This window comes from Metapseudomonas otitidis, assembly GCF_011397855.1.
Taxonomy (GTDB): domain Bacteria; phylum Pseudomonadota; class Gammaproteobacteria; order Pseudomonadales; family Pseudomonadaceae; genus Metapseudomonas; species Metapseudomonas otitidis.
This window is the reverse complement of sequence record NZ_AP022642.1, coordinates 1,218,192-1,244,270: the sequence shown is the minus strand read 5'-3', so window position 1 is coordinate 1,244,270 and position 26,079 is coordinate 1,218,192. Positions and strand designations below refer to the sequence as shown.

The following is a 26,079-nucleotide window of genomic DNA, read 5'->3' as shown; positions in this document are numbered from 1 at the left end:
AGGCGCCCGCACCAGGGCGCCCTCCCCCACCCGCCACCGCAGGCACGCATTCGCGGCAGGCCATCACGCCAAGGACGCCCGATGCACCGACGCCTGCTGCCCTTCCTGCTCCTGCTGCCCCTCTGGACCCAGGCCGCCCCCAGCCTGGTGGTCTGCACCGAAGCCGCCCCGGAAGGCTTCGACATCGTCCAGTACACCGCCGCCAACACCGCCGACGCCAGCGCCGAAACCGTCTTCGACCGCCTCGTGCAGTTCGCCCCCGGCAGCACCCGCATCGAACCCGCGCTGGCCGAACGCTGGACGCTTTCCGATGACGGCCTCAGCTACGAGTTCACCCTGCGCCAGGGCGTCAAGTTCCACACCACGGCTTGGTTCACCCCCACCCGCGACTTCAATGCCGACGACGTGCTCTGGAGCTTCCAGCGCCAGCTCGACCCCAGGCACCCCTGGCACGAACGCTCGCCCCGAGGCTTTCCCTATGCCGAATCCATGGCCCTGGGGCAGTTGATCGAGCGCATCGAAAAGCTCGACGACCACCGTGTCCGCTTCGTCCTGCGCCACCCCGAAGCGCCCTTCCTCGCCGACCTCGCCATGGGCTTCGCCTCCATCTACTCCGCCGAATACGCCGACCGCCTGCTCGCCGCCGGCACGCCCGAGGCCCTCAACAGCCGCCCCATCGGCACCGGCCCCTTCGTCTTCCAGCGTTACGAGAAGGACGCCCAGGTGCGCTTCACCGCCCACCCCGACTACTGGGGCGGCCGCCCGGCCATCGACCGGCTGCTGCTGGCCATCACCCCCGATCCCAACGTGCGGGTGCAGAAGCTCAAGGCCAACGACTGCCAGGTGGCCATCTACCCGCGCCCCACCGACATCCCGGTGCTGCGCCAGGAGCCGGAGCTGAACGTGCTGGAGATGGACGCCCTGCTGGTCGCCTACGTCGGCCTCAACACCCGCCACCCACCGCTGGACGACGTGCGCGTGCGCCAGGCCATCAACCTCGCCTTCGACCGCGACGCCTACCTGCGCGCCCAGTTCGGCGAAGGCAACGCCACCCTCGCCGCCGCCCCCTATCCGCCCAGCGTGCTCGGCTACGACCCCGCCCTGAAACCCTGGGCCCACGATCCCGCGCGCGCCCGCCAACTGCTGGCCGAGGCCGGGCATGCCGACGGCTTCCACCTCTCCATCTGGACCCGCCCCGGCGGCGGCCCCACCAACCCCAACCCCGGCATCGGCGCGCAGATGCTCCAGGCGGACCTCGCCGCCATCGGCATCCAGGCCGACATCCGCGTCTTCGAATGGGGGGAACTGATCAAACGCGCCAAGAACGGCGAGCACGACCTGGTGTTCATGGGCTGGGTCGGCGACAACGGCGACCCGGACAACTTCCTCGGCCCTAACCTCTCCTGCGCCGCCGCCAGCTCCGGCGAAAACCTCGCCGGCTGGTGCGACCCCACCTTCGACGCCCTCATCCGTCAGGCCCGCGCCGAACGCGACGACACCCAGCGCGCCGCCCTCTACCGCCAGGCCCTGGGCATCTTCCACCAGCAAGCCCCCTGGATCCCCCTCGCCCACCCCCGGCAATTCGCCGTCGTGCGCAAGGGCGTCAGCGGCTACCAGCTCAACCCGCTGGGGTCGAACAACTTTGCGCGGGTGAGGTTGGAGGGTAGGGAATAACCTGTAGCTCGAATGGGTACATCTTTATCCCGCCCCCAACTCACCCAACCAACGCAAGGTCAACTCCGGCTGCCCCGTCGCGGCATCCAATGCTTCGGCGACAACTTCGAAACCAGCCGAGCGGTAGAAGCCCACCGCCTTGACGTTGGCGCGGTAGACGTTCAGCTCCAGTGAGTGATGCCGTGCTTTGGCGCTGTCCAGCAGGCGACGGCCGAGTCCGCTGCGCTGGTGGGCGGGGTGGATGAAGAGTGCGGCCAGGTGGTGCTCGACCCGAGACAGGAAGCCACGCACCTGGCCGTTCTCTTCCACGACCCAGTTTTCCGCGGCGGGCAGGTAGTGGTCGAGCATGGCGTCCCGCTGGCCGTGCCAGAAGGCTTCGGGGATGAAGTCATGGGCCTGGAGGGAGGCCTCCAGCCAGATGTCCACCAGGTCGGCGTACTCATCGGGGCGGGCCAGGCGGATCATGTGCAGTCCTGTGCGGGGTCACGTTCGAAGGCGGCGATTATAGGCGCCGGCGAACGTCGGCCTGCTGGAGCGCGCCAGCCCCTTCCTCAGTGGTGGCCGGGAAGGGGGTGATGAGACGCGGTGGTCCGCTTCAGCTACAGCAGCGTCGAGGACCTCCCCCGCCAGGTGGAGGCCATACCACTGCCGGGCTCAGGCCAACCCGAACGGGTCGTCGATGGAGTGGCTCGGCTGGGTGAACCAGCGCGGGCCGTCTTCGGCCATGTAGAAGTGGTCTTCCAGGCGGATGCCGAACTCGCCGGGCACGCAGATCATCGGTTCGTTGCTGAAGCACATGCCTGGCGCCAGGGGCGTGGCGTCGCCCCGTACCAGGTAGGGGCCTTCGTGGATCTCCACGCCGATGCCGTGCCCGGTGCGGTGCGGCAGGCCGGGGAGCTGGTAGTCCGGGCCGAGGCCGTCGGCTTCCAGGGAGCGCCGGGCGGCGGCGTCCACCGCTTCGCAGGGGGCGCCCAGGCGGGCGGCGTCGAAGGCGGCCAGCTGCGCGCGCTTCTCGGCGTCCCACAGGGCGCGCTGGCGCGGGCTGGGGGTGCCGAAGACGTAGCTGCGGGTGATGTCCGAGAGGTAGCCGTGCAGGCGGCAGCCGGTGTCGATCAGCACCATGTCGCCGTCCCGCAATGGCCGGGGCTGGGCCACGCCGTGGGGGAAGGCGCTGTCGGCACCGAACAGGACGATGCAGAAGTACGAGCCGCTGGCCCCGACGCGGCGGTGAGCCTGGTGGATGAAGGCCTCCACCTCGGCCGGGGTGATGCCCTCGCGGAGGATGCTGGCGGCGGCCTTGTGCACGGCCAGGGTCATGTCCTTGGCGCGCTGCATCAGGGCGATCTCGGCGGCAGACTTGCGGGCGCGGCAGTGCTGGGTGACGCGACCGCCGTCGATGAAGCGGTAGCGCGGCGACTCATTGCGCAGGCCGTCGAACATGAAGAACGGCAGGCTCGGGCACAGCGCCACGCAGGCGTCGTCGGCCAGGCCCAGGGCGGCCAGGCGATCCAGCAGCAGGCGGTAGGGGGACTCGTGTTCCTGCCAGGTGCGGATGGCGCCCGGCACCACCTGGAAGCCGCGCACGGTGCCTTCCTCGAAGGCCGGGGCGAGGTATTCCAGCTCGCCTACGGCGGGCAGCAGCGCGCCCACCAGGCGTTCGCTGGGGTGCCACTGCACGCCGGTGAAGTAGCGCAGGTTGGCCCCGGCATGGAGGTACAACGCGCCGATGCCCTGCTCGACCATGAAGCGCTGGGCGCGGGCGATGCGTGCGTGGTACTCCGCCGCCTCGATGGGCCGCGCGCCGGCGGTCATGTCGTGCAACTGGGCGAGCGCCGCCTCTGGCGTGCTACCGCCTACACCCCTGGTCATCCCGTGGTCCTCGCTTGTCTGACAATCCGGCGGCGGAATTTAAGGGAGGCTGAACGAGGCGGTCAAAGGATTTTTTAAGTGTGACTTAATTTTATGGCCGCCGATGCGCGTCGTGCGCGCCATTCGACCTTTCGCTGACAGCTTCCCGACAGCTTCAGCCACTATGCTGCGCAGGCCCGGCGACACGATCGCCCGGCAGCTCCACCCTTCCCTTGCGCGGTACCGTGCCCACCGCCGGCCACAAGCCGGTGGCCCGGGCGCTTGCGCCGGGACTGCCGCCCGCCGCACCGCTCGGTATACTGGCCGCCTCCCGTCACCAGAGCACCCGCCATGTCCGTCGACCGCATCGGAGAACGCCTGCGCCGCTACCGGCGTGCCGCGAAGAAGACCCTCAACCAGGTCGCCGCCGAATCGGGGCTCACCGCCAGCTTTCTCTCCCAGGCCGAACGCAACCTGACGGGCGTGTCCATCTCCTCCCTGGCCAACATCGCCAAGTCCCTCGGCGTACCGATGAACGCGCTGTTCGACCAGCCGCCGCAGCCCCAGCCAGACTCCCACCAGAACGAGCGCGTGCGCTACACCATCGAGGGCCAGCCGCTGGCCTACGAGCGCCTGTCCACCTCCTTCCCCGGCAACCTGCTCAACGCGGTGAAGATGAACATGCCGGTGGGCTACCAGTCGGAGCTGATCGCCCACGAGGGCTCGGAGTTCGCCTATGTGCTCTCCGGGCAGATCGTCTACACCATCGACGGTCGCCAGTACCCGCTCGCTGCCGGCGACTCGGTGCACTTCGACGCCGGCAAGACCCACTGCCTGGCCAACGTCGGCGAGAACGTGGCCGAGGTGCTGACCGTCACCACCATGCCGCTGTTCGACGACCGCAACGCCTCCTGATCCCTCGCAATTGCCTCGATGCGACGCTCGGTGACGCCTGAATGTAAGTCTTGCTTAATTTCTGTTGACCACTTTTTCAGCATGACTTAATTTCGGCCACGCTTTGGCGTTGGGCAAGGAGCCCCGGCCAGAGCGCTCACCGCTGCACAGGGCCGGCCACCTGACCCCGGGACCGGAACGCAGCGGGTTGTACCGAGCACGTGCCCGGTCCATAAGGCCGCGAGCCCGTGACGCCCTCAGAAAAAGAACAATCGAGGTCCCGCATGCCCAAGAACACCCTCGTCCAGGCCCTGCTCGCTGCCGGCCTGCTCCTCGGCACTTCCTTCGCCTCCGCCGCCAGCAACCTGGTGTTCTGTTCTGAAGGCAGCCCCGCCGGCTTCGACCCCGGCCAATACACCACCGGCACCGACTTCGACGCCACGGCGGAAACCCTCTTCAACCGCCTGGTGCAGTTCGAGCGCGGCAGCACCCGTGCCGGGCCGGCGCTGGCCGAATCCTGGGACGTTTCCGAAGACGGCCTGACCTACACCTTCCACCTGCGCCCGGGCGTGAAGTTCCACACCACCGAGTACTTCACCCCCAGCCGCGAGTTCAGCGCCGACGACGTGCTGTTCACCTTCCAGCGCATGCTCGACAGGAACCACCCGTTCCGTAAGGCCTACCCCAGCGAGTTCCCCTACTTCACCGACATGGGCCTGGACAAGAACATCGCCAAGGTCGAGAAGCTGGACGACCACACCGTCAAGTTCACCCTCAACCAGGTGGACGCGGCCTTCATCCAGAACCTGGCCATGCCCTTCGCCGCCGTGCACTCGGCCGAGTACGCCGACCAGCTGCTCAAGGCCGGCACGCCGCAGTTGCTCAACCAGAAGCCCATCGGCACCGGCCCGTTCGTGTTCAAGCGCTACCAGAAGGACGCGCAGATCCGCTTCACCGGCAACAAGGACTACTGGAAGCCCGAGGACGTGAAGATCGACAACCTGATCTTCGCCATCAACACCGACGCCTCTGTGCGCGCCCAGAAGCTCAAGGCCGGCGAGTGCCAGGTCACCCTCAACCCGCGCCCGGCCGACATCGCAGGCCTCAAGCAGGACCCGCGCCTGCAGGTGCCCTCGCAGCCCGGCTTCAACCTCGGCTACATCGCCTACAACGTCACCCACCCGCCGTTCGACAAGGTGGAGGTGCGCCAGGCGCTGGACATGGCGGTGAACAAGCCGGCCATCATCGAGGCCGTCTACCAGGGCGCCGGCCAGCTAGCAGTCAACGCCATGCCGCCGACCCAGTGGTCCTACGACGAGACCATCAAGGGCAGCGAGTACAACCCCGAGAAGGCCAAGGAACTGCTCAAGGCCGCCGGCATCGCCGAAGGCACCGAAATCACCCTCTGGGCCATGCCCGTGCAGCGCCCCTACAACCCCAACGCGCGGCTGATGGCCGAGATGATCCAGGCCGACTGGGCCAAGGTCGGCGTCAAGGCGCGCATCGTCACCTACGAGTGGGGCGAGTACATCAAGCGTGCCCACGCCGGCGAGCACGACGCCATGCTGTTCGGCTGGACCGGCGACAACGGGGACCCGGACAACTGGCTCGGCACCCTCTACGGTTGCGATTCGGTCAACGGCAACAACGTCTCCAAGTGGTGCGACGCCGACTACGACAAGCTGGTCAAGCAGGCCAAGGCCAGCACCGACCAGGCCCAGCGCACCGAGCTGTACAAACAGGCCCAGCAGCGCCTGCACAACCAGGTGCCGATCAGCCCCATCGCCCACACCACCGTCTACCAGCCCATGAGCCGGAGCGTGGAGGGCTTCCGCATCAGCCCGTTCTCCACCAACTCCTTCTACGGCGTGGCCAACGCCCCGTGAGAACAGGGGCCTGGCGGCTGCCCCCGCCAGGCCCCGGTCTTCCGTGACCCACCCCTCCATCCGCCGCAGAGCGGAGGAGACCTTTTTTCATACCTGCCCCAACGAGTCCGCAAGGAAGCTGCGCTTGCGTGCGACGTCACCGGCTTGCCCGGTGACGACGGCAGTCCGCGCCAGCGCTCCTTGCTTCAAAGCGAAGCAATAACAACAAAGGAGCGAACGACATGAAGAAAGACCATTCCCGAGCGACCCTGGCCCTGGCCCTGCTGGCCGCCACCGGCGCGGCAGGGGCCGAGGAACAGCCCATGCCACCGGTGCCGGAGAACCCCAGCTACGCCGCCCAGGTGCAGAACATCCCGGCAGTGGACAAGCCGGTGAAGGGCCAGGCCGGCGCCACCGGGTTCATCGAGGGGCAGAGCCTGACCCTCAGCACCCGCAACTTCGCCGCCCGCGAGCAGATGAAGGACAGCTTCGGCTTCACCATCCCCAAGGATGACGGCCCACAGCGCACTCACAGCCGCCGCGCATGGGTGCAAGGCACCCAGCTCAAGTACAGCTCCGGCTATACCCAGGGCACCATCGGCTTCGGCCTCGATGTCGCCGCGTTCAACGCCATCAACCTGGAACGCGGCAAGGGCCGCATCGGCGGTGGCGGCAACCGCACCCTGGCCGACAGCAACGGCCACGGCGTGGAGGAGTGGTCCAAGCTGGGCATCGCCAACGTGCGCCTGCGCGTCTCCAACACCGAGCTGAAGGCCGGCCGCTTCCAGGTGGACACCCCGGTATTCAGCTACTTCGACAACCGTGCCCTGCCCTCCAGCTTCACCGGCTACGCCATCACCAGCGAAGAGCTGGACAACCTGGCCCTGCAGGCCGGCAGCTTCCGCCGCGTCAGCCCGCGTACCGGCTCAGGCGACGAAGCCTTCACCACCGAGTACGGCACCCGCGAAGTGAAGGGCGAGCACATGCATTACCTGGGCGGCAACTACAAGCCGCTGGAGAGCCTGGAGATCGCCGCCTACGGTGGCCGCTTCGAAGACATCTGGGACCAGTACTACCTGGGCATCACCCACACCCTGGGGGACCGCGAAAACCTTTCCCTGCGCACCGCGCTGAACGGCTATCGCACCCGCGACACCGGCTCGCGCAAGGCCGGCTACATCGACAACAACGCCTGGAGCCTGGCATTCACCCTCGCCCACCAGGCCCACGCGCTGACCCTGGCCTGGCAGCAGATCGACGGCGACGAGTACTTCGACTACGTCCACGAAACGGCGGCCATCTACCTGGCCAACTCCCTGCTCTCGGACTACAACGGCCCCAACGAGAAGTCCGCGCAGATCCGCTACGAGACCGACTGGAGCTACTTCGGCGTCCCCGGCCTGTCCACCACCGCCTGGTACGCCAAGGGCTGGGACATCGACGGCACCCACTACGACGGTGATCGCAACGGCGCCTACGGCAACTACGTCGAAGTGCGCGGCATGGACGGCGAACGCCACCACGAGTACGGGCTGATGGCGGCCTACAAGGTGCAGAGCGGGACCATCAAGGACAGCACCTTCAAGGTCACCTACATGTCCCACAAGGCCAGCAAGCAGCAGATCGACGGCAGCGTGAACGAACTGCGCGTGGTCAGCACTTTCCCCTTCGACCTGCTCTAGATTGAGACGGGCGCCGCCCAGCGGCGCCCCACAAGGAGACTCACATGCGCATGACGCTCCGTACCCTGCCCCTGCTGGTGGCCCTGGCCGCCGGCGCCCCGCTGGCCCAGGCGGCCAACCTGGTGGTCTGCACCGAAGCCGCGCCGGAAGGCTTCGACATCGTCCAGTACACCGGCGCGGTGACCGCCGACGCCTCCGCCGAAACGGTGTTCAGCCGCCTGGTGGCCTTCAAGCCCGGCACCACCGAGCTGGAACCGGCCCTGGCGGAACGCTGGGACATCAGCCCCGACGGCACCGTCTACACCTTCCACCTGCACCCGGGGGTGAAGTTCCATACCACCGACTACTTCACCCCCACCCGCACCCTGAATGCGGACGACGTGCTCTGGAGCTTCCAGCGCGCCCTCGATCCCAAGCACCCCTGGCATGAGTCGGCCCAGCGCGGCTACGCCTACTTCGACGCCATGGGCATGCGCGAGCTGATCAAGTCCGTGGAGAAGGTCGACGACCTCACCGTGCGCTTCACCCTCAGCCGCCCCGAGGCACCCTTCCTCGCCGACATGGCCATGGGCTTCGCCTCCATCTATTCCGCCGAGTACGGCGACCAGCTGCTCAAGGCCGGCAAGACCAACCAGCTCAACCAGCAGCCCATCGGCACCGGTCCCTTCGTGTTCAGCCGCTACGCCAAGGACGCCCAGGTGCGCTACAAGGCCAACCCGGACTACTTCCGCGGCAAGCCGCCGATCGACAACCTGGTGTTCGCCATCACCCTCGACCCCAACGTGCGCCTGCAGAAGGTGCGCGCCGGCGAGTGCCAGATCGCCCTCTACCCCAAGCCGGAAGACGTGCCCGGCGTGCGCAGCAACCCCAACCTGGCGGTGGACGAGATCGACGCGCTGCTGACCACCTACGTCGCCATCAACACCCAGCACAAGCCGCTGGACGACGCCCGCGTGCGCCAAGCCATCAACCTCGCCGTGGACAAGCAGGCGATGATCCAGGCCGTGTTCGGCGCCGGCAACGCCAGCGTCGCGGTCAACCCCTACCCGCCGACCCTGCTGGGCTACAACCACCAGGTGCAGGACTGGGCGCACGACCCGGAGAAGGCCCGCGCCCTGCTGGCCGAAGCCGGGGTGAAGGACCTGAAGATCACCCTGTTCATCCGCAATGGCACCTCATCCACCATCCCCAACCCGGCGCTGGCGGCACAGATGATGCAGGCGGACCTGGCCAAGGCCGGCATCCAGATGACCATCCGCTCCCTGGAGTGGGGCGAACTGCTCAAGCGTTCCAAGGGCGGCGAGCACGACATGGTGCTGCTGGGCTGGGCCGGCGACAACGGCGACCCGGACAACTTCCTCGGCCCCAACCTGTCCTGCGCGGCAGCCGAGTCGGGGGAGAACCAGGCGCGCTGGTGCAACCCCGAGTTCGAAGCCCTGATACAGAAGGCCCGCAGCGTCAGCGAACCTGCCGAGCGGGCGAAGCTCTATGAACAGGCCCAGGTGGTTTTCCACCGCGAAGCCCCGTGGATTACGCTGGCGCACCCTAAGCTGTTCAACGTGCGCCGCAGCAACGTCGAGGGCTACGTGATCAGCCCGCTGACCAACAACCACTTCGCCACCACCCGGGTGAAGTAACGGCACTGTCGCGGCACCCGCTGCCGCGACACCCGACAACAAGAACGACGCCCGCCCACCGTTACCCACGGAAGCGGGCGTGATACCTGAGGAGTCAATCACCGAGATGCTCAGTTTCATTGCTCGCCGACTGGGGCTGCTGATCCCCACCTTCTTCGGCGTCACCCTGCTGACCTTCGCGCTGATCCGCCTGATTCCAGGCGACCCAGTGGAAGTGATGATGGGCGAACGTCGCGTCGATCCCGAAATGCACGCCCAGGCCATGGTCCGCCTGGGGCTCGACAAGCCCCTGTACGAGCAGTACCTCACCTACATCGGCAAGCTGGCCCAAGGTGACCTGGGCGAGTCGCTGCGCACCCGCGAGAGCGTCTGGCACGAGTTCCTCACGCTGTTCCCCGCCACCCTGGAACTGGCCCTGGCCGCCCTGCTGTTCGCCGGCACCCTCGGCCTGCTGGCCGGCGTACTGGCAGCGCTCAAACGCGGCTCGCTGTTCGATCACGGGGTGATGGGCATCTCCCTCACCGGCTACTCCATGCCGATCTTCTGGTGGGGCCTGCTGCTGATCATGTTCTTCTCGGTCTGGCTGGGCTGGACACCGGTCTCCGGGCGCATCGACCTGCTCTACGACATCGAGCCGAAGACCGGCTTCATGCTCATCGACACCCTGCTTTCCGACGAGGAAGGCGCCTTCGTCGACGCCCTCAAGCACCTCATCCTGCCGGCCATCGTGCTGGGCACCATCCCCCTGGCGGTGATCGCCCGCATGACCCGCTCGGCGATGCTCGAAGTGCTGCGCGAGGACTACATCCGCACCGCCCGCGCCAAGGGCCTGTCGCCGACCCGCGTGGTGTTCGTGCACGGCCTGCGCAACGCGCTGATCCCGGTGCTCACCGTGTTCGGCCTGCAGGTGGGCACCCTGCTGGCGGGCGCCGTGCTCACCGAAACCATCTTCTCCTGGCCGGGCATCGGCAAATGGCTCATCGAGTCCATCGGCGCGCGGGACTACCCCGTGGTGCAGAACGGCATCCTGCTGATCGCCTGCCTGGTCATCCTGGTCAACTTCGTGGTGGACATCCTCTATGGCCTCGCCAATCCCCGCATCCGTCATCAACGTTGAGGAGCCGACCATGACCATCGCCCAGCCCCCGGTCGAGCCGGCCCTGCTCTACCCCTCGCCGCTGAAGGAGTTCTGGCAGAGCTTCTGCCACAACAAGGGCGCCGTCGGCGGCCTGGCCTTCATGATCCTGATCATCGTCTGCGCGCTGTTCGCCCCCTGGATCGCCCCCTACGACCCCAGCGAGCAGTTCCGCGACGCCATGCTGACCCCGCCGGCCTGGCTGGACGGCGGCCAGTGGCGCTTCGTGCTCGGCACCGACGAACTGGGCCGCGACCTGCTCTCGCGACTGATCCACGGCGCCCGGCTGTCGCTGCTGATCGGTGTGGCCTCGGTGCTGATGTCGCTGATCCCGGGGATCTTCCTGGGCCTTCTGGCGGGCTTCTTCCCGCGCCTGATGGGCCCCTCGATCATGCGCTTGATGGACATCATGCTGGCCCTGCCCTCGCTGCTGCTGGCGGTGGCCATCGTCGCCATCCTCGGCCCAGGGCTGATCAACACCGTGATCGCCATCGCCGTGGTCTCGCTGCCCTCCTACGTGCGCCTGACCCGCGCCGCCGTGATGGTGGAGCTGAACCGCGACTACGTCACCGCCTCGCGCCTGGCCGGCGCCGGGCTGCTGCGGCTGATGTTCGTCACCGTGCTGCCCAACTGCATGGCCCCGCTGATCGTGCAGGCCACCCTGAGCTTCTCCTCGGCGATCCTCGACGCCGCCGCCCTGGGCTTCCTCGGCCTCGGCGTCCAGCCGCCCACCCCCGAGTGGGGCACCATGCTGGCCTCGGCCCGCGACTACATCGAGCGCGCCTGGTGGGTCGTCTCCCTCCCCGGCCTGACCATCCTGCTCAGCGTGCTGGCCATCAACCTGATGGGTGACGGCCTGCGCGACGCACTCGACCCCAAACTGAAGAACGCCGCCTGAGGAGCCCCCATGAGCCTTCTGGATATCAAGAACCTCTGCGTCCGCTTCGGCGACCTCAGCGCCGTGCCCGTGGTGGACGGCCTCGACCTGCAGGTGAACGCCGGTGAAGTGCTGGCCATCGTCGGCGAGTCCGGCTCCGGCAAGTCGGTGACCATGATGGCCCTGATGGGCCTGATCGACGCCCCCGGCTGGATCACCGCCGACCAGATGCAGTTCGACGGCACCGACATGCTGCGCCTCAAGGGCCGGCAGCGCCGGCACATCGTCGGCAAGGACCTGTCGATGGTCTTCCAGGACCCGATGACCGCCCTCAACCCCAGCTACACCGTGGGCTTCCAGATCGAGGAAGTGCTGCGCCAGCACCTCGGCCTCAAGGGCCGCGCCGCCCGCCAGCGGGCCCGCGAACTGCTGGAGCGGGTGGAGATCCCCGGCGCCGAAAGCCGCCTCGACGCCTACCCGCACCAGCTCTCCGGGGGCATGAGCCAGCGCGTGGCCATCGCCATGGCCATCGCCGCCGAACCCAAGCTGCTGATCGCCGACGAACCCACCACCGCCCTGGACGTGACCATCCAGGCGCAGATCATGGACCTGCTGCTGAACCTGCAGCGCGAGCAGGGCATGGGCCTGGTGCTGATCACCCACGACCTGGCCGTGGTCGCCGAGACCGCCAACCGCGTCTGCGTGATGTACGCCGGCCAGGCCGTGGAGGTGGGCAGCGTGCCGCGCCTGTTCGACGCCCCGGCGCACCCCTACACCGAGGCGCTGCTCAAGGCCATTCCCGAACACAGCGTCGGCAAGCCGCGCCTGGAGACCCTGCGCGGCATCGTCCCCGGCCGCTACGACCGGCCCCAGGGCTGCCTGCTGTCGCCGCGCTGCCCCTACGCCCAGGCCAGCTGCAAGGAACGCCGCCCCAGCCTCGACGCCTACGAACACGGCGCCGTGCGCTGCTACTTCCCGCTCAATTTCGACGAGGTGGCCTGATGAGTGCCGTCCTGACCGCCCGTGACCTGACCCGTCACTACTCCGTGTCCCGTGGCCTGTTCAAGGGCCACGCCACCGTGCGCGCCCTCAACGGCGTGTCGTTCCAGCTCGACGCCGGCAAGACCCTGGCCGTGGTCGGCGAATCCGGTTGCGGCAAATCCACCCTGGCCCGCGCCCTGACCTTGATCGAGGAGCCCAGCTCCGGCTCCCTGCAGATCGCCGGGCGCGAAGTGGCCGGCGCCAGCAGCGAAGACCGCAAGCAGCTGCGCCGTGACGTGCAGATGGTGTTCCAGAACCCCTACGCCTCCCTCAACCCCCGGCAGAAGATCGGCGACCAGCTGGCCGAGCCGCTGGTGATCAACACCGGCCTCACCAGCGCCGAACGCCGCGAGCAGGTGCAGGCGATGATGCAGCAGGTGGGCCTGCGTCCTGAGCACTACCAGCGCTACCCGCACATGTTCTCCGGCGGCCAGCGCCAGCGCATCGCCCTGGCCCGCGCCATGATGCTCAACCCCAAGGTACTGGTGGCGGACGAACCCACCTCGGCGCTGGACGTGTCCATCCAGGCCCAGGTGCTCAACCTGTTCATGGACCTGCAAGAGCGCTTCAACACCGGCTACGTGTTCATCTCCCACAACCTCGCCGTGGTGCGCCACGTGGCCGACGACGTGCTGGTGATGTACCTCGGCCGCCCGGCGGAGATGGGGCCGAAGGAGCTGATCTACGAGCGCCCGCTGCACCCCTACACCCGCGCCCTGCTCTCGGCGACCCCGGCGATCCACCCGGACCCGGCCAAACCGAAGATCAAGATCGTCGGCGAGCTGCCAAACCCCCTGGACCCGCCCCCCGGCTGCGCCTTCCACAAGCGCTGCCCCCACGCCACCGAGCGCTGCCGCAACGAAGTCCCCGAACTGCGCCTGCTCGACGCCCGCCAGGTGGCCTGCCACCACGCCGAGAGCATCGCCCTCTAGCACGAGCCTTGTAGCCCGGCTTCAGCCCGGGATTCCCCTCCCCGGACTGAAGTCCGGGCTACGGCTACGAATCGGTGCTCAATAGGTACGAAAGCGGCAACCGTAGGATGGGTTGAGCGGTGCGAAGCCCATCGTTGCCTGGGTGGCCGGGATTGATGCGGTTCGCCAAGCTCACCGCATCCTACGGGCCTAGCCCGGCGCAGGGGCGGTGGGCTGAAGCCCACCCTACGGCTACGAATCGGCACTCAACGGGTTCGACGGAGGCAACCGTAGGATGGGCTGAGCTGTGCGAAGCCCATCGTTGCGTGGGTGGCCGGGATTGATGCGGTTCGCCGAGCTCACCGCATCCTACGGGCCGTGCCCGGCGCGGGGGTTTGGACGGTGGGCTGAAGCACAGCCTTGTAGCCCGGGATTCCCCTCCCCGGACTGAAGTCCGGGCTACGGCTACGAATCGGTGCTCAACAGGTACGACGGCGGCAACCGTAGGATGGGCTGAGCTGTGCGAAGCCCATCGTTGCCTGGGCGGTCGGGATTGATGCGGTTCGCCGGGCTACGAGCCGTGCCCGGCGCGGGGGACGGTGGGCTGAAGTGGAACGCCGCCCGGCCCACCCTACTGTTTTGCGGGTTCGAAGAAGCGGCGGAACTGGCGCAGGTCGGCCTGGGCGGTGGGGATATCCACAGGCTCGAAGCGCAGCGTCTGGTGGGCGCTGCATTGCGCGAGGCGGTCGCAGTCGCGGGGGTGGAGCCAGCCGAGGATGGGGTAGCCGCCCATGGTCTGGTGGTCGGCCTGGAGGATGATCGGTTGCCCGTCCGGCGGCACCTGCACGGTGCCGCGCACCACGCCGAGGGACCACTGGCGCTTGGGCGGGCTCAGCGGCTCGCCCTTGAGGCGGGCACCCATGCGGTCGGATTGCGGGCTGAGCTGCCAGGGCTGGGCGAAGAAGGCCTGCACGTCGGAGGGCGCGAACAGCGCGGCGTCACCGCCCAGCATCACCCGCAACGGGCGTTCGGCGCGGTAGTCCGGCTGCCAGGGCCAGGGGACGCTGGCACCACGGGCGAACTGCCCGCCCCCGCCCGGCAACAGGTCGCCGTCGGCCAGGCGCGCACCCCGGCCATCCGACCCGCCCAGGCCTTCGCGGGCCTGGCAGGCGACGCTGCCCAGCACCGGCTCGACGCGAAAGCCACCGGCAATGGCCAGGTAGGCGCGCTGGCCGCTGCGGGCGAAGCCGAGCCGGAGGCGCTGCCCAGCGCGCATGCGGAAGCGCGACCAGTTCGGCCGCGCCATGCCGTCCAGCTGGATGGGCAGCTCCGCCCCGCAGAGGGCCAGCCAGGTGTCGCCGAGGCTTTCCAGCTCGACGCCGCCCAGGGCGATCTCCAGCAGCGGCGCCGTCGGGGCGTTTTCCAGCAGGCGGTTGGCCCAGGCGGCGGCGTGGCGGTCCATGGGGCCCGAGGGGGACACGCCCAGGTGCTGCCAGCCGTGTCGGCCGCCGTCCTGCAGCAGGCTCAGCGGCCCGGCCTTGATGACGCGCAGGCCGCTCATGGCGCCACGCACTCGCGGCGGTAGGTGGCTTCGTCGATGGGCTCGAAGCGCACCCGATCCCCCAGCGCCAGCGGGCAAGGCGGCGCCTGGGCGGGGTCGAACAGGCGCTGCGGACACAGGCCCAGCAGGTGCCAGCCGCCCGGGGAGGCCTGTGGATAAATGGCCGTCTGCCGCTCGGCGATGGCCAGGCTGCCAGCGGGAACCTGGGTGCGTGGGGTGGCCCTACGCGGCAGGGCGAGCCGGGCGTCGAGTCCGCCCAGGTAGGCGAAGCCGGGGGCGAACCCGATGGCGCCGACGCGGTATTCCACCGCGCAGTGCAGGTCGATCACCTGGCCGGGGCGCAGCGCGCAGGCCTCCGCCACCGCGCCCAGGTCCTCGCCGCCGTACCAGACCGGCAGGCGGTGCAAACGCCCCTGCTCGTCAGGCGACGGGGCCGACTGCCACTGCTCCAGCAACGGCGCCAGGTCGGCGGCCAGCCGGGCGGGGTCGGTCTGCAGCAGGTCGTAGTGCAGCAGCAGGGTGGTCCAGCCCGGCACCAGCTCGCGGAGCTGCGGGCCGAGCCGCTGGCGGATGGCCTCGGCAAGCCGGGCGATGCGCAGCGGCAGGTGGTCGTCCGGGGTGTCGGCCAGCACCAGCAGCACGGCTTCGGCGCCGACCGGCTCAAGGCGGATCATGAGGCGTCCAGGTGGGCTCGCAGGCGCCGCAGCACCGCCAGGGACTCGGGGTTGTCGCCGTGTACGCAGAGGCTGTCGGCCACCAGTTGCAGCGGCTTGCCGTCGATGTCGGGGAAGGACTCGCCCCGGGCGATGGCCACCGCCTGGTCGATGATCTGCTCGGGGTCGCGGTGCACCGCGTCGGGCAGGCGCCGGGGGGCGAGCTGGCCGTCGGAGAGGTAGGCGCGGTCGGCAAAGGCTTCGAACATCAGCGGCACGTCGGCGGCATCGGCCAGTTGCAGCTCGCGGCGGTTGTCGGCCAGGGCCAGCACCATCAGCGGCAGGCCCTTGCGGTAGCTGGCGCAGGCGTCGAGCACCGCTTCGAGCAGGGCGTCGTTGCGCACCAGGTCGTTGTACAGGGCACCGTGGGGCTTGACGTAGGCGACCTGGGTGCCGGCGGCGCGGCAGAAGGCGTCCAGCGCGCCGATCTGGTACAGCACCACGGCGCGCACCTCCTCGGGGGACAGCTCCATGCGCCGCCGACCGAAGCCCACCAGGTCCGGATAGGCCGGGTGGGCGCCGATGGTGACGCCATGGTCCACCGCCAGTTCGACGGTGTTGAGCATGGTGAGGGGATCGGAGGCGTGGAAACCGCAGGCCAGGTTGGCCTGGTCCACCAGGGGCATGGCGTGTTCGTCGTCGCCCAGGGTCCAGGCGCCGAAGCTTTCGCCCATGTCGCAGTTCAGCAGGATTCGATTTTTCATCGCGTGATTATGGCGACAGAGTGCGCCCCACGCGAGGTGGCGTTTGTGCAGTTATCCACAGCGGAGCGCCGTGGCCCGGACGTCAGTCCGGGGTTCCGCTGCCCGGGTACGGGCAGCGGAACCGGCCTGGCGATCAGTACACGTCGCGGCGGTAGCGCCCTTCGCTGGCCAGGCGCTCCAGGCCCTCGTCGCCGAGTATCTCGCGCAGCACGGCATCCACGCCGCCGGCCATGCCCTCCAGGCTGCCGCAGATGTAGAACACGGCACCCGCTTCGACCCAGGCGCGCACCTCATCGGCGGCCTCGCGCAGGCGGTCCTGCACGTAGACCTTCTGCGCCTGGTCACGGGAGAAGGCCAGGTCCAGGCGCTCCAGTTCACCCCGCGCGAGCCAGCCTTCGATCTCTTCGCGGCAATAGAAGTCGTGGGCCTGGTTGCGCTCGCCGAACAGCAGCCAGTTACGGCGACGGCCCGCGCGGATGGAGGCCTGCAGCAGGCTGCGCAGGCCGGCCAGGCCGGTGCCGTTGCCGATGAATATGGCCGGCGTGTCGGCCTCGGCCAGGTGGAAGCGGGCGTTGCGGCGCAGGCGCAGCGGCACGCTGGCGCCCACCGGCAGGTAGTGGGTGAGCCAGCCGGAGGCGATGCCGAGGGCGCCGTCGGCGCGGCTTTCCTGGCGCACGATCAGCTCCAGGGTGCCGTTGGCCGGCAACGAGGCGATGGAGTACTGGCGCTGGGCGAGCGGTACCAGGGCATCCACCAGGGCCTGGGCGTGCAGCCCGACCAGATGTTCGAAGCTGTCCGGCAGCACGCGCCCTTCCAGTGCCTGGCGCAGCGGCAGGGTGCGGCCGTCGAGCTGCACCGCCGCTTCGCCGTCCAGGCCGTGGCGGGCCAGCCAGGCGGCCACCACCGGCTCGCCCTGGCAGGGCAGGATGTCCACCAGGTCGCCCGCGTCCCACTGGGCCGCAACCCCTGCCGGCGCGCTCAGGCTCAGGCGCCAGGTGGAAGCGCCCTGGCTGCCGGGGTTGAGGTGCTCGCGGGCGCTCAGGGTCCAGGTCTCGAAGGGCGCCTCTTCCCAGGTGGGCACCACGTCGCTGCCGGAGAGCGTCGCCAGGTGCCGCTGCCAGGCCTGGATGGCCTGGCCGTCGCCGTTGTCCACCTCGACGGTGTCGAACAGGGTCAGCGCGCCCTGGTTGGCGAGCCAGTCCTGCAGGCGGTGGGCGAAGCCACAGAAATGCTGGTACTGGCGATCACCCAGGGCCAGCACGGCATAGCGCAGCTCGCCCAGGGCCGAGGCCTGGCCGAGCACGCGGCGCTCGAAGCCACGGGCGCTGTCGGGGGCCTCGCCGTCACCGAAGGTGCTGACCACGAACAGGGCATTGCGGGCCTGGGCCAGTTGCCCGGCATCCAGCTCGCCCAGGGATTGCACGCGCACCGGCACGCCGGCGGCCTGCAGTTGGCCGGCGGTCTGCCAGGCCAGTTGTTCGGCGAAGCCGCTCTGGCTGGCGAACCCCACCAGCCAGGCGTCAGCCCCGCCCTGCCCGCCCAGGTCGCCACGGGCGGCCCGTACCGCGCGCTTCTTGCGGCGGCGGTCGAGGTAGAGCAGCCAGCCGGTGATGAAGAACAGCGGCATGGCCAGGCTCGCCAGCATCATCAGGATGCGCCCCGGCAGACCGAAGTACTCGCCCACGTGCAGGGCATAGACGCTGGTGAGCAACTGGGCCTTGAAGCTCTTCTCGGTGTAGCGCTCCACCCGGCTGACGGTGCCGGTGGCCGGGTCGAGGGTGATCTGGTTGAGGGCGCGCGGGTGGGCGGCGTCCTTGAGCAGGAAGAAGACGGTGGCCGGCTGGCCGCCCACCGGGGGCAGGCGCAGGTTGTAGGCGCTCAGCTCCGGGCCGGCGGCGTCGCGGATGCTCGCCCACACGGCGTCGTAGTCCACCACCAGCGGCGGGCCGGCGGGGGCCTGCATGCCACCTGGGCGGCCACGGCCTTCACCCCGGCGCTCGCCCGGCTTGCCCTGCTCCCCGGCGGGGGCATCGGCCAGCAGGCGGTTGAGGCCTTCGCGGTACCACTCGTAGGACCAGAACAGGCCGGTCAGCGCGGCCAGGAGGTACAGCAGCAGGCACCAGGTACCGGCCACGGCGTGCAGGTCCCAGTTGAAGCTGCGGCCCTTGCGCGACCAGTCCAGGATCAGCCAGGCGCGCCAGCTCGCGGCCTGGCGCGGCCAGCGCAGGTAGAGGCCGGAGAGGCAGAAGAAGATGAGGGCCAGGGTGCTGGCGGCGGTGATCTGCTTGCCGGTTTCGCCCATGGCGAGGAAGCGGTGCAGTTGCAGCATCAGGCCGAAGAAGGCCTCGCCGGAAGGTTCGCCCAGCAGTTCACCGGTGTAGGGGTCGAACCAGCGCATGGGCCCACGGCGTTCGCCCGGTGGCGGGGTGAAGAAGACCCGTGCGGCTTCGCCACCTTCGGTGCGCACCCAGAGGCCGGCGACCGTCTTGCCTGCGGCGGCTTCGATGCGGCTGACCAGCTCGGCGGGGGGCAACACGCCGCCCTCGCGCACCTCCACCCGGAGGGTGTCGCGGTTGAACAGCTCGAGGATCTCCTCCTGGAAGCTGTAGGCCGCGCCGGTGACGCCCATGAGGGACAGCACCAGGCCCGCACTGATGCCGAGCAGCCAGTGCAGCTGGAACAGGATCTTCTTGAACACGTGTCAGTCCTCGGAAGCGGGCCGGGCGGCCCGCCGTATCGCTGGATCGGAACGGCAACCATGCCGGAACGCGGCGATTCTATTTGAGAACCTGATGCATTAGATCGCGATTCCGAAGTTTTACCTTTTATTTACAGCCAGGCCGCGAGCCGCTCTAGGACGCGGCTCACGACCAACCCCCATCAGAACGAGTAGGTGGCGGAGAGGATCGCCGAGCGGGCGTCGCCGTATTCGATGGCGGACGAGCGGGCGTTGGTGCCGTTCTGCTGGCGCACGCGCTCCACGTAGTCCTTGTCGAACAGGTTGTTCACGTTCAGCTGCAGGTCGAGGTTCTCGTTGACCTTGTAGCCGAGCATGGCGTTGTGCACCCAGTAGGCGTCCAGCTTGGCGGTGGTGCTGGAGCTGACGTTGCGCTCGCTGACGTAGCGGGCGCCGTAGCCCAGGGTCCAGCCGGCAGGCAGCTCGTAGGTGGTCCACAGGTTCAGCGAACGCGGCGGGGTGTTGCCCAGCGCCTGGCCTTCACGGGCGATGCCGGCGGCGGTGTCGGCGGCCTTGAGGGTCTCGCTGTCGAGGAAGGTGTAGTTGGCGAACACGTCCCAGCGCTCGCTGATGTGACCGGTCACGCCCAGTTCGACACCCTGCACGCGCTGCTTGCCGGCCAGCTGGGTGGAGCCGTCGGCCATGGTTTCGCGGGCGTTGGTCTTGTCGACGCGGAACAGCGCGCCGTCCAGTTCGAGGCGGCCGGCCAGCAGTTCCCACTTGGTGCCCAGCTCCCAGGTCTCGTTCTTCTCCGGATCCAGATCCTGGGTCAGGGCGCTCAGGCCTGTTCCGCTAGAAGCAATACTTTCGGCGCTCGGGTTGAAGGAGTTGCCCCAGGCGACGTAGAAGCGGCCGTTCTCCACCGGTTTGTAGACCAGGCCGGCGCGGCTACTGAGCTTCTTGTCCTTGGATTCGAAGTCACCGTTTTTCACCTTGGTGGGGGAATAGGTCTTGGCGCGACCGTCGAACCAGTCATAGCGCAGCCCCACGTTCAGGTCCCACTGCTCGTTCAGCGCAATGGTGTCGAAGACGTAAACCGCCTTGTCATCCAATTGGTTCCGACCATAGGCGTTCGGGGTTGCGAGCTGCTTGTTGATCGGCCCGCTCCAGTAGCCGGGCGGGTTGGACAGGCTGAAGCCGGTGCTCGGGTACAGGGGAGTGCCCAGGCCGTGGTGGTAGGTCTTGAGCGCGTACTCCTCACGGGAGATTTCCGCGCCGGTGACGATCTCGTGGTGCAGGCCGGCGGTGTCGGCGCTGATGCGCAGGTTGGTCTGGTTGATCCACAGCTCGGTGGTGGCATCACGGCCGTAGGCCTGAGGCCCCGTAGGCAGGTAGTTGCCGACGGGGACACCGTTCAGGTTGACGTGAGAGGCGGACACCACGGTGTCGCGGTCCACGCGGCTGTAGCGGGTCAGGTTCTGCAGGCGCAGGTTTTCGTTGAAGTCGTGTTCGAGGTTGGCGGTGAACGCGTTCTGCTCGATTTCTTCCTTGTCCAGGTTCTTCCAGCCGAAGTAGTCGTTGCGGTCGACGCCGGCCAGCTTCTTGCCGTCCAGGGCCGGTACGCCGTAGTCGGGCAGGTTGTCGTCGGTCTGGTGGAAGGCGCTGAGGGTCAGGCGGGTGGCGTCGCTGAAGCCCAGGCGCAGGGACGGGGCGACACCCCAGCGCTCGCGGTCGATCTGGTCGCGGCCGGGGACGTCGTTCTCATGGGCCATCAGGTTCAGGCGGAAGGCGCTGTCGGTGCCGAGCTCTTCCAGCGGCTGGTTGGTGTCCAGGGTCAGGCGGTGGTAGTTGTCGGTGCCCAGACCCGCGCCGATGCGGGTGAAGGCGCGGCCCATGGGCTGCTTGCTGATGAGGTTGATGCTGCCGCCGGTGGTGCCGGCGCCGCCGAACACCGAGTTCGGGCCCTTGATGACCTCGACCTGCTCGATGTTGAAGGTGTCGGTGCGGCTGGTCTGGGCGCTGTCGCGCAGGCCGTCGATCTGGATGTTGCTGTTGGCGGAGAAGCCACGGATGTTGATGCTGTCACCGGAGCCGCCACCGCCCTCGCCGGCGTTGAAGGTGATGCCGGAAACGTTGGAGAGCACCTGGCGCAGGCTCAGGGCCTGCTGCTCCTGGATGATCTCCTTGGGGACGACGGTGACGGTCTGCGGGGTGTCCAGCAGCGGCGCGGTGTACTTGGCGGAGGCCGACTCGGTGACCTTGTAGGTCTTCTCGGCCTTGCCGTCGACGTTGACGGTGCCGAGTTCGAGTTTGTTCGAGTCCGCCGCCAGGGCGAGGCCGCTGGCCGAGGCGGAAACCAGGCCGATGGCGGAAGCCAGCAGTGCGCGTTGCGGCAGGCCGTTCTTGTTGCTCATAAGAATCACTCCCCAGTGAAGATGGGGCGCGATTCTATTTGCGAATGTTTATCAGTAAATATTTACCTGCTCATCTTTACACAATCTTTACAAAACTCGGAAAAACCCTACAAAGAGAATCAAGCGTCGAACATTGCCAAAACCGGCACAAGAAGAATCGAACGTGCGCGTTCCACGCCGATCCGCCTGGGGCGTCCAGCCATGAACGGGCAACGGTGCCGTACGAATGTCAGGGGTTTGGCCAGAGCCGCGAAGGGTCGATGGCGGCCAGGTGGGTGCAGCCGGTGAGTGCCATGGTCACCTCCAGCTCGGTGCGCAGCAGGTGCAGCACGTGGGCGACGCCGGAAGCACCGGCCGTGGCCAGGGCCTGGACGTAGGGCCGCCCCACCATGACCGCGCGGGCGCCCAGGGCCAGGGCCTTGAACACGTCGCTGCCGCGCCGCACACCGCCGTCGAGGATCAGCGGTACGCGCCCGGATACGGCGTCGGCGATGGCCGGCAGCACGTCCAGCGTCGCCGGCAGGCCGTCGAGGGTGCGTCCGCCATGGTTGGACACGACGATGCCGGCCACGCCCTGCTCCACCGCGCGCACGGCGTCGAGGGGGTTCATCACGCCTTTCACCCACACCGGCAGGTGCGTCAGGGATTGCAGCCATTCCAGGTCGCGCCAGGTGGGCGCGTGCTGCAGCAGGGTGCTGCCGAACAGCGGGCTGGCGCCGGGTTGGGCCACGCTGGGGGGCAGTGTGCGCATGCCCCGCAGGTTCACCGCCTCGATGCCCTCGGGCAGTTGGAAGCCGGCACGCTGCTCGCGGTTGCGCAGGCCGTTCACCGGGGCGTCCACGGTGACCATCAGGCCGCGGTAGCCGGCGGCTTCGGCGCGCCGCACCAGCTCGCGGGTGAAGTCGCGGTCCGGCTGGATGTAGAGCTGGAACCAGAGGGGCGCCTGGGCGGCCTGGGCGATGGCTTCGAGGCTGACGCTGGCCTGGGTGCTGACCACCAGGGCGGCGCCCATGGCCGAGGCGCCCAGGGCGCTGGCCAGTTCGCCGTCCGGGTGGGCCAGGCGCTGGAAGGCCACAGGGGCGAGCAGGATGGGGTAGTCCAGCGTCAGGTCGCCGAGCTGCACGCGGGTGTCGCCGCTGCCCAGGTCTTCCAGCACGCGGTTGAGCAGGCGCACGCGGCGGAACGCGGCGAGGTTGTCGGCCAGGGTCTGCTCGTCCGCCGCGCCGCCACTGAGGTAGGCCCAGGCGGCGGGGCTCATGCGTTCACGGGCGAAGGCCTCGTAGTCGCCGACAGCGGCGATTTCGGCGGGAATCCGCGGCAACGGCGGCAGGCTCATGGGGCGTTCCTCGGGTCTCAGGTGGTCGACCAGTGCCGCAACAGGTTGTGGTAGACGCCGGAGAGCTGCACCAGCGCGGGGTGCTCGGGCACGCTCTGGCCGAGCTGCTGGATGGCACCGTCCAGCTCCAGCAGCATGGCGCGCTGGTTGTCCTCGCGCACCAGGCTCTGGATCCAGAAGAAGGCGGCCAGCCGCGCGCCACGGGTGACCGGTTCGACGCGGTGCAGGCTGCTGCCGGGGTAGAGCACCAGGTGGCCGGCGGGCAGCTTGACCCGGTGGCTGCCGTAGGTGTCTTCCACCACCAGTTCGCCGCCCTCGTAGTCGTCCGGGTCGCAGAAGAACAGGGTGGCGGACAGGTCGCTGCGCACCCGGTGGTGGGTGCCGGGGACGCTGAAGATGGCGTTGTCGATGTGGTTGCCGTAGGTGCCGCCGCCGCTGTAGCGGTTGAAGCGTGGCGGCAGCACCTTGAGCGGCAGGGCGGCGGCGATGAACTGCGGGTGGCTGCCGAGGCGGTCGACGATGAAGTCGCCGATCTGCTGCGCCAGGGGGTCGTCCGGGGCCAGTTGCTGGTTGTCCTTGCTGCGCACGGCCATGTGCCCGGCGGTGCTGCGTCCGTCCACCCAGGCGGCGCGCTCCAGGGCTTCGCGGCACTGGCGCACTTCGTCGGCGGTGAGGACGTCGGGGATATGGAACATCACGCGGGCTACCCTCCCGGGCCGAACAAAGGCTGCTGATAAGCGTTCGCAAATGAGGCGTTCATCTTACTCGCCTGCCGGCAGCCAAGGAACCGGGACAAAGCGCCGCGCCCGCAGGCGCGGCGGGGCCGTCAGAACGACAGGGTGGCGTTGAGGGTGGCGGCGCGGGCGTCGCCGTACTCGATGGCGGAGGAGCGGGCGCCCTGGCTACCCGTGCCCTGCTGGGTGCCGAGTTGGGTGCGGACGCGCTCGACGTACTGGCGGTCGAACAGGTTGTCCAGGTTCAGCTGCAGGTCGAAGGAATCGCTGACCCGGTAGCCGAGCATGGCGCTGTGGACCCAGTAGGCGGCGAGCTTGACGCCGTCGTCACTGGCAGTGAGGTTGCGCTGGCTGACGTAGCGCGCGCCGTAGCCGACGCGCCAGCCACCGTCGAAGTCGTAGGTGGACCAGAGGTTGAACGACTGCGGCGGGGTGTTGGCCAGGGCCTGGCCCTTGGCCGAGACGCCGACGCGCTCGTTGACGGCCTTGAGGGTCTCGCTGTCCATGAAGGTGAAGGTGCTGAACACCTTCCAGCGCTCGCTGAGCTCGCCGGTCAGCCCCAGCTCCAGCCCCTGCACGCGCTGGTTGCCGGCGAGGATGGTGGTGCCGTCGACAAGCTGGGTGCGGGCGTTGAGCTTCTCGACGCGGAACAGCGCGGCGTCCAGCTGCAGGCTCCGCTCCAGCAGCTCCCACTTGGTGCCCAGCTCCCAGGTGCGGTTCTTCTCCGGGTCCAGCTTCTCGGTGGCGGCGCTGAGGCCGGCACCGTTGGTGGCGATGTTCTCCGCACTGGGGTTGAAGGAGGTGCCGTAAGCCAGGTAGAAGCGCCCGTTCTCCACCGGCTTGTAGACCAGCCCGGCGCGGCCGCTGAGGTGCTCGTCGCTGGAGCGGTTGTCGGTGGCCACCCAGGTGCCTTTGGTGAGGCTGTTGTTGCGGGCGTCGCCGTCGAGCCAGTCGTAGCGCAGGCCGAGGTTGAGGTCCCACTGCGGGCTCAGGGCCAGGGTGTCGAAGGCGTACAGGGCGCGGTCGTACAGGCGGGTGGCGAGGTAGCCGGAGTTGCTTCGCTGGGCCGGCCCGCTCCAGTAGCCGGGCGGATCGGCCAGGGGGTAGCCCTCGTCGGGGAACTTCAGGCCGTAGTCGTAGGTGGTGCGGTGGTAGGTCTCGCGGGAGAACTCCGCGCCGGTCACCAGGGTGTGGCCGATGCCGAGGGTGTCGAACTCGGCAGTGAGGTTGGTCTGGTTGATCCACATGCGGCTGGTGACGTCGCGGCCGTAGGCCTGGGGGCCGGCAGGCAGGTACTGGCCGGGGGCGAGGACGGGGCCCGGCGCACCACCGCCGCGGCGGCGGTCGAGGTTGATGTGGGCGGCGGAGATCACCGTGTCGCGCTCCACCTCGCTGTAGCGGGTGAGGTTCTGAAGGCTCAACTGGTCGTTGAAGCGGTGCTCCAGGCGCACGGTGAAGGCGTCGCTGTCGATGCGCTCGCGGTCGAGGTTGCGCCAGCCGAAGTAGGCGTTGCGCTTGACCCCGGCCACGCGTTTGCCGTCGAAGGCCGGGACGCCGTAGTCCGGGTCGTTGTCGTCGCGCTGGTGGAAGTAGCTCAGCGTCAGGCTGGTGTCCTCGCCCAGGCCCAGCAGCAGCGAGGGGGCGATGCCCCAGCGCTCGCGTTCCAGGCGCTTGCGGCCGGGGATCTCGTCGTCGTGGGCCATGAGGTTGAGGCGGAAGGCGCTGCCGCTGCCCAGCTCCTGCAGGGGATGGTTGGTGTCCAGGGTGAGGCGCCGGTAGTGGTCGCTGCCCAGGCCCAGGCCGAGCCGGCTGAAGGCTTCGAAGCCCGGCTGCTTGCTGATCTGGTTGACGCTGCCGCCGGTGGTGCCGGCGCCGCCGAACACCGAGTTGGGGCCCTTGATGACCTCCACCTGTTCGATGTTGAAGGTGTCGGTGCGGTTGTTCTGGGCGCTGTCGCGCAGGCCGTCGATCTGCAGGTTGGTGCTGGCGGAGAAGCCACGGATGTTGAGGTTGTCCCCCGAGCCGCCACCGCCCTCCCCGGCGTTGAAAGTGATGCCGGAGACGTTGGAGAGCACCTCGCGCAGGCTCAGGGCCTGCTGGTCGCGCATCACTTCGGCGGGCACCACGGTGATGGTCTGGGGGGTGTCGAGCAGGGGCACGGCGTTCTTCGCCGAGGCGGAGCGCTCGGTGCGGTAGCCGTCGCTGCGCCGCTCTTCGACGTGCAGCGTCTCCAGCTCCAGGCTGGCGCTGCTGCGCGGTGGCTCGGCGGCGACGAGGGGGCCGGCGGCCAGGCCGATGCCGACGGCGAGCAGGGTGCGGGGGCCCGGTTGCGGGCGCAGGGCAAGGCGTTTCATGGAAGGTCCTCCCGGTGGTGAG

19 protein-coding genes are annotated in these 26,079 nt (G+C 68.7%); 9 read left to right on the top strand and 10 right to left on the bottom strand.

Annotation, left to right across the window (positions count from 1 at the left end; genetic code table 11):
• Positions 1-81 precede the first annotated feature (81 nt).
• Positions 82-1,674 (top strand): ABC transporter substrate-binding protein, encoded by a 1,593-nt coding sequence (locus PotMrB4_RS05835; protein WP_172432769.1) that lies wholly within the window; start codon positions 82-84, stop codon positions 1,672-1,674.
• A 24-nt stretch (positions 1,675-1,698) separates the two neighbouring features.
• Here PotMrB4_RS05835 and PotMrB4_RS05830 read toward each other — a convergent pair whose 3' ends face one another.
• Together PotMrB4_RS05830 and PotMrB4_RS05825 are read right to left on the bottom strand one after the other, a co-directional pair.
• Positions 1,699-2,139 carry an N-acetyltransferase gene (locus tag PotMrB4_RS05830; protein ID WP_172432768.1) on the bottom strand — a complete coding sequence of 147 codons (441 nt, stop codon included), beginning with the start codon at positions 2,137-2,139 and terminating at the stop codon, positions 1,699-1,701.
• Positions 2,140-2,328: 189 nt separating this feature from the next.
• Positions 2,329-3,543: a M24 family metallopeptidase gene (locus tag PotMrB4_RS05825; RefSeq protein ID WP_172432767.1), complete on the bottom strand. Its 1,215-nt coding sequence runs from the start codon at positions 3,541-3,543 to the stop codon at positions 2,329-2,331.
• A gap of 330 nt (positions 3,544-3,873) precedes the next feature.
• On the opposite strand from PotMrB4_RS05825, the gene PotMrB4_RS05820 reads away from it, so the two are divergent.
• The 8 genes from PotMrB4_RS05820 to PotMrB4_RS05785 all read left to right on the top strand — a co-directional run bounded on the left by PotMrB4_RS05820 (position 3,874) and on the right by PotMrB4_RS05785 (position 13,585).
• Complete coding sequence (locus tag PotMrB4_RS05820; RefSeq protein WP_044406946.1) at positions 3,874-4,437, top strand: helix-turn-helix domain-containing protein; 564 nt, start codon at positions 3,874-3,876, stop codon at positions 4,435-4,437.
• 263 nt (positions 4,438-4,700) lie between these two features.
• Positions 4,701-6,302, top strand: coding sequence for an ABC transporter substrate-binding protein (locus PotMrB4_RS05815; RefSeq protein ID WP_172432766.1), 1,602 nt, complete (start codon positions 4,701-4,703; stop codon positions 6,300-6,302).
• A gap of 221 nt (positions 6,303-6,523) precedes the next feature.
• The gene (locus PotMrB4_RS05810; RefSeq protein WP_172432765.1) at positions 6,524-7,963 is read left to right on the top strand and encodes an OprD family outer membrane porin; all 1,440 of its coding nucleotides are present in this window, start codon (positions 6,524-6,526) and stop codon (positions 7,961-7,963) included.
• A gap of 44 nt (positions 7,964-8,007) precedes the next feature.
• The gene (locus PotMrB4_RS05805) at positions 8,008-9,600 is read left to right on the top strand and encodes an ABC transporter substrate-binding protein (RefSeq protein WP_232060797.1); all 1,593 of its coding nucleotides are present in this window, start codon (positions 8,008-8,010) and stop codon (positions 9,598-9,600) included.
• Between the two features lie 106 nt (positions 9,601-9,706).
• Positions 9,707-10,717, top strand: coding sequence for an ABC transporter permease subunit (locus PotMrB4_RS05800; RefSeq protein WP_160481405.1), 1,011 nt, complete (start codon positions 9,707-9,709; stop codon positions 10,715-10,717).
• Positions 10,718-10,727: 10 nt separating this feature from the next.
• On the top strand, positions 10,728-11,633 hold the full coding sequence (locus tag PotMrB4_RS05795) for an ABC transporter permease subunit (RefSeq protein ID WP_044406932.1): 906 nt from the start codon (positions 10,728-10,730) through the stop codon (positions 11,631-11,633).
• Between the two features lie 9 nt (positions 11,634-11,642).
• A complete protein-coding gene (locus PotMrB4_RS05790; RefSeq protein WP_044406929.1) occupies positions 11,643-12,614 on the top strand; it encodes an ABC transporter ATP-binding protein in 972 nt (323 codons plus the stop codon).
• A complete protein-coding gene (locus PotMrB4_RS05785) occupies positions 12,614-13,585 on the top strand; it encodes a peptide ABC transporter ATP-binding protein (RefSeq protein WP_172432764.1) in 972 nt (323 codons plus the stop codon). Before PotMrB4_RS05790 ends, PotMrB4_RS05785 begins: the two co-directional genes overlap by 1 nt.
• Positions 13,586-14,195: 610 nt before the next feature.
• Here PotMrB4_RS05785 and PotMrB4_RS05780 read toward each other — a convergent pair.
• The 8 genes from PotMrB4_RS05780 to PotMrB4_RS05745 form a co-directional block, all read right to left on the bottom strand.
• Complete coding sequence (locus tag PotMrB4_RS05780; RefSeq protein WP_172432763.1) at positions 14,196-15,125, bottom strand: 5-oxoprolinase subunit C family protein; 930 nt, start codon at positions 15,123-15,125, stop codon at positions 14,196-14,198.
• Positions 15,122-15,799, bottom strand: a complete 678-nt coding sequence (pxpB, locus tag PotMrB4_RS05775) for a 5-oxoprolinase subunit PxpB (RefSeq protein ID WP_172432762.1) — start codon at positions 15,797-15,799, stop codon at positions 15,122-15,124. The genes PotMrB4_RS05780 and pxpB overlap by 4 nt, the downstream gene beginning before the upstream one ends.
• Positions 15,796-16,542 carry a 5-oxoprolinase subunit PxpA gene (locus PotMrB4_RS05770; protein ID WP_044406919.1) on the bottom strand — a complete coding sequence of 249 codons (747 nt, stop codon included), beginning with the start codon at positions 16,540-16,542 and terminating at the stop codon, positions 15,796-15,798. The genes pxpB and PotMrB4_RS05770 overlap by 4 nt, the downstream gene beginning before the upstream one ends.
• A 133-nt stretch (positions 16,543-16,675) precedes the next feature.
• Entirely contained in the window at positions 16,676-19,240 is a 2,565-nt protein-coding gene (locus PotMrB4_RS05765; protein ID WP_172432761.1) for a PepSY domain-containing protein, read from the bottom strand.
• A 182-nt stretch (positions 19,241-19,422) separates the two neighbouring features.
• Positions 19,423-21,633 carry a TonB-dependent receptor gene (locus PotMrB4_RS05760; protein WP_172432760.1) on the bottom strand — a complete coding sequence of 737 codons (2,211 nt, stop codon included), beginning with the start codon at positions 21,631-21,633 and terminating at the stop codon, positions 19,423-19,425.
• A 229-nt stretch (positions 21,634-21,862) separates the two neighbouring features.
• Positions 21,863-22,969: an alpha-hydroxy acid oxidase gene (locus PotMrB4_RS05755; RefSeq protein WP_044406910.1), complete on the bottom strand. Its 1,107-nt coding sequence runs from the start codon at positions 22,967-22,969 to the stop codon at positions 21,863-21,865.
• Positions 22,970-22,986: 17 nt separating this feature from the next.
• Positions 22,987-23,667 carry a Fe2+-dependent dioxygenase gene (locus PotMrB4_RS05750; protein ID WP_044406907.1) on the bottom strand — a complete coding sequence of 227 codons (681 nt, stop codon included), beginning with the start codon at positions 23,665-23,667 and terminating at the stop codon, positions 22,987-22,989.
• Between the two features lie 128 nt (positions 23,668-23,795).
• On the bottom strand, positions 23,796-26,057 hold the full coding sequence (locus PotMrB4_RS05745; protein ID WP_172432759.1) for a TonB-dependent receptor: 2,262 nt from the start codon (positions 26,055-26,057) through the stop codon (positions 23,796-23,798).
• Between the last annotated feature and the right edge of the window lie 22 nt (positions 26,058-26,079).

Coding starts and splice junctions, on each gene's coding strand:
- PotMrB4_RS05830 (WP_172432768.1), bottom strand. CDS start 2,139: ATGATCCGCCTGGCCCGCCCCGATGAGTACGCCGACCTGGTGGACATC.
- PotMrB4_RS05745 (WP_172432759.1), bottom strand. CDS start 26,057: ATGAAACGCCTTGCCCTGCGCCCGCAACCGGGCCCCCGCACCCTGCTC.
- PotMrB4_RS05805 (WP_232060797.1), top strand. CDS start 8,008: ATGCGCATGACGCTCCGTACCCTGCCCCTGCTGGTGGCCCTGGCCGCC.
- PotMrB4_RS05835 (WP_172432769.1), top strand. CDS start 82: ATGCACCGACGCCTGCTGCCCTTCCTGCTCCTGCTGCCCCTCTGGACC.
- PotMrB4_RS05755 (WP_044406910.1), bottom strand. CDS start 22,969: ATGAGCCTGCCGCCGTTGCCGCGGATTCCCGCCGAAATCGCCGCTGTC.
- PotMrB4_RS05800 (WP_160481405.1), top strand. CDS start 9,707: ATGCTCAGTTTCATTGCTCGCCGACTGGGGCTGCTGATCCCCACCTTC.
- PotMrB4_RS05770 (WP_044406919.1), bottom strand. CDS start 16,542: ATGAAAAATCGAATCCTGCTGAACTGCGACATGGGCGAAAGCTTCGGC.
- PotMrB4_RS05760 (WP_172432760.1), bottom strand. CDS start 21,633: ATGAGCAACAAGAACGGCCTGCCGCAACGCGCACTGCTGGCTTCCGCC.
- PotMrB4_RS05825 (WP_172432767.1), bottom strand. CDS start 3,543: ATGACCAGGGGTGTAGGCGGTAGCACGCCAGAGGCGGCGCTCGCCCAG.
- PotMrB4_RS05790 (WP_044406929.1), top strand. CDS start 11,643: ATGAGCCTTCTGGATATCAAGAACCTCTGCGTCCGCTTCGGCGACCTC.
- PotMrB4_RS05785 (WP_172432764.1), top strand. CDS start 12,614: ATGAGTGCCGTCCTGACCGCCCGTGACCTGACCCGTCACTACTCCGTG.
- pxpB (WP_172432762.1), bottom strand. CDS start 15,799: ATGATCCGCCTTGAGCCGGTCGGCGCCGAAGCCGTGCTGCTGGTGCTG.
- PotMrB4_RS05795 (WP_044406932.1), top strand. CDS start 10,728: ATGACCATCGCCCAGCCCCCGGTCGAGCCGGCCCTGCTCTACCCCTCG.
- PotMrB4_RS05810 (WP_172432765.1), top strand. CDS start 6,524: ATGAAGAAAGACCATTCCCGAGCGACCCTGGCCCTGGCCCTGCTGGCC.
- PotMrB4_RS05815 (WP_172432766.1), top strand. CDS start 4,701: ATGCCCAAGAACACCCTCGTCCAGGCCCTGCTCGCTGCCGGCCTGCTC.
- PotMrB4_RS05820 (WP_044406946.1), top strand. CDS start 3,874: ATGTCCGTCGACCGCATCGGAGAACGCCTGCGCCGCTACCGGCGTGCC.
- PotMrB4_RS05780 (WP_172432763.1), bottom strand. CDS start 15,125: ATGAGCGGCCTGCGCGTCATCAAGGCCGGGCCGCTGAGCCTGCTGCAG.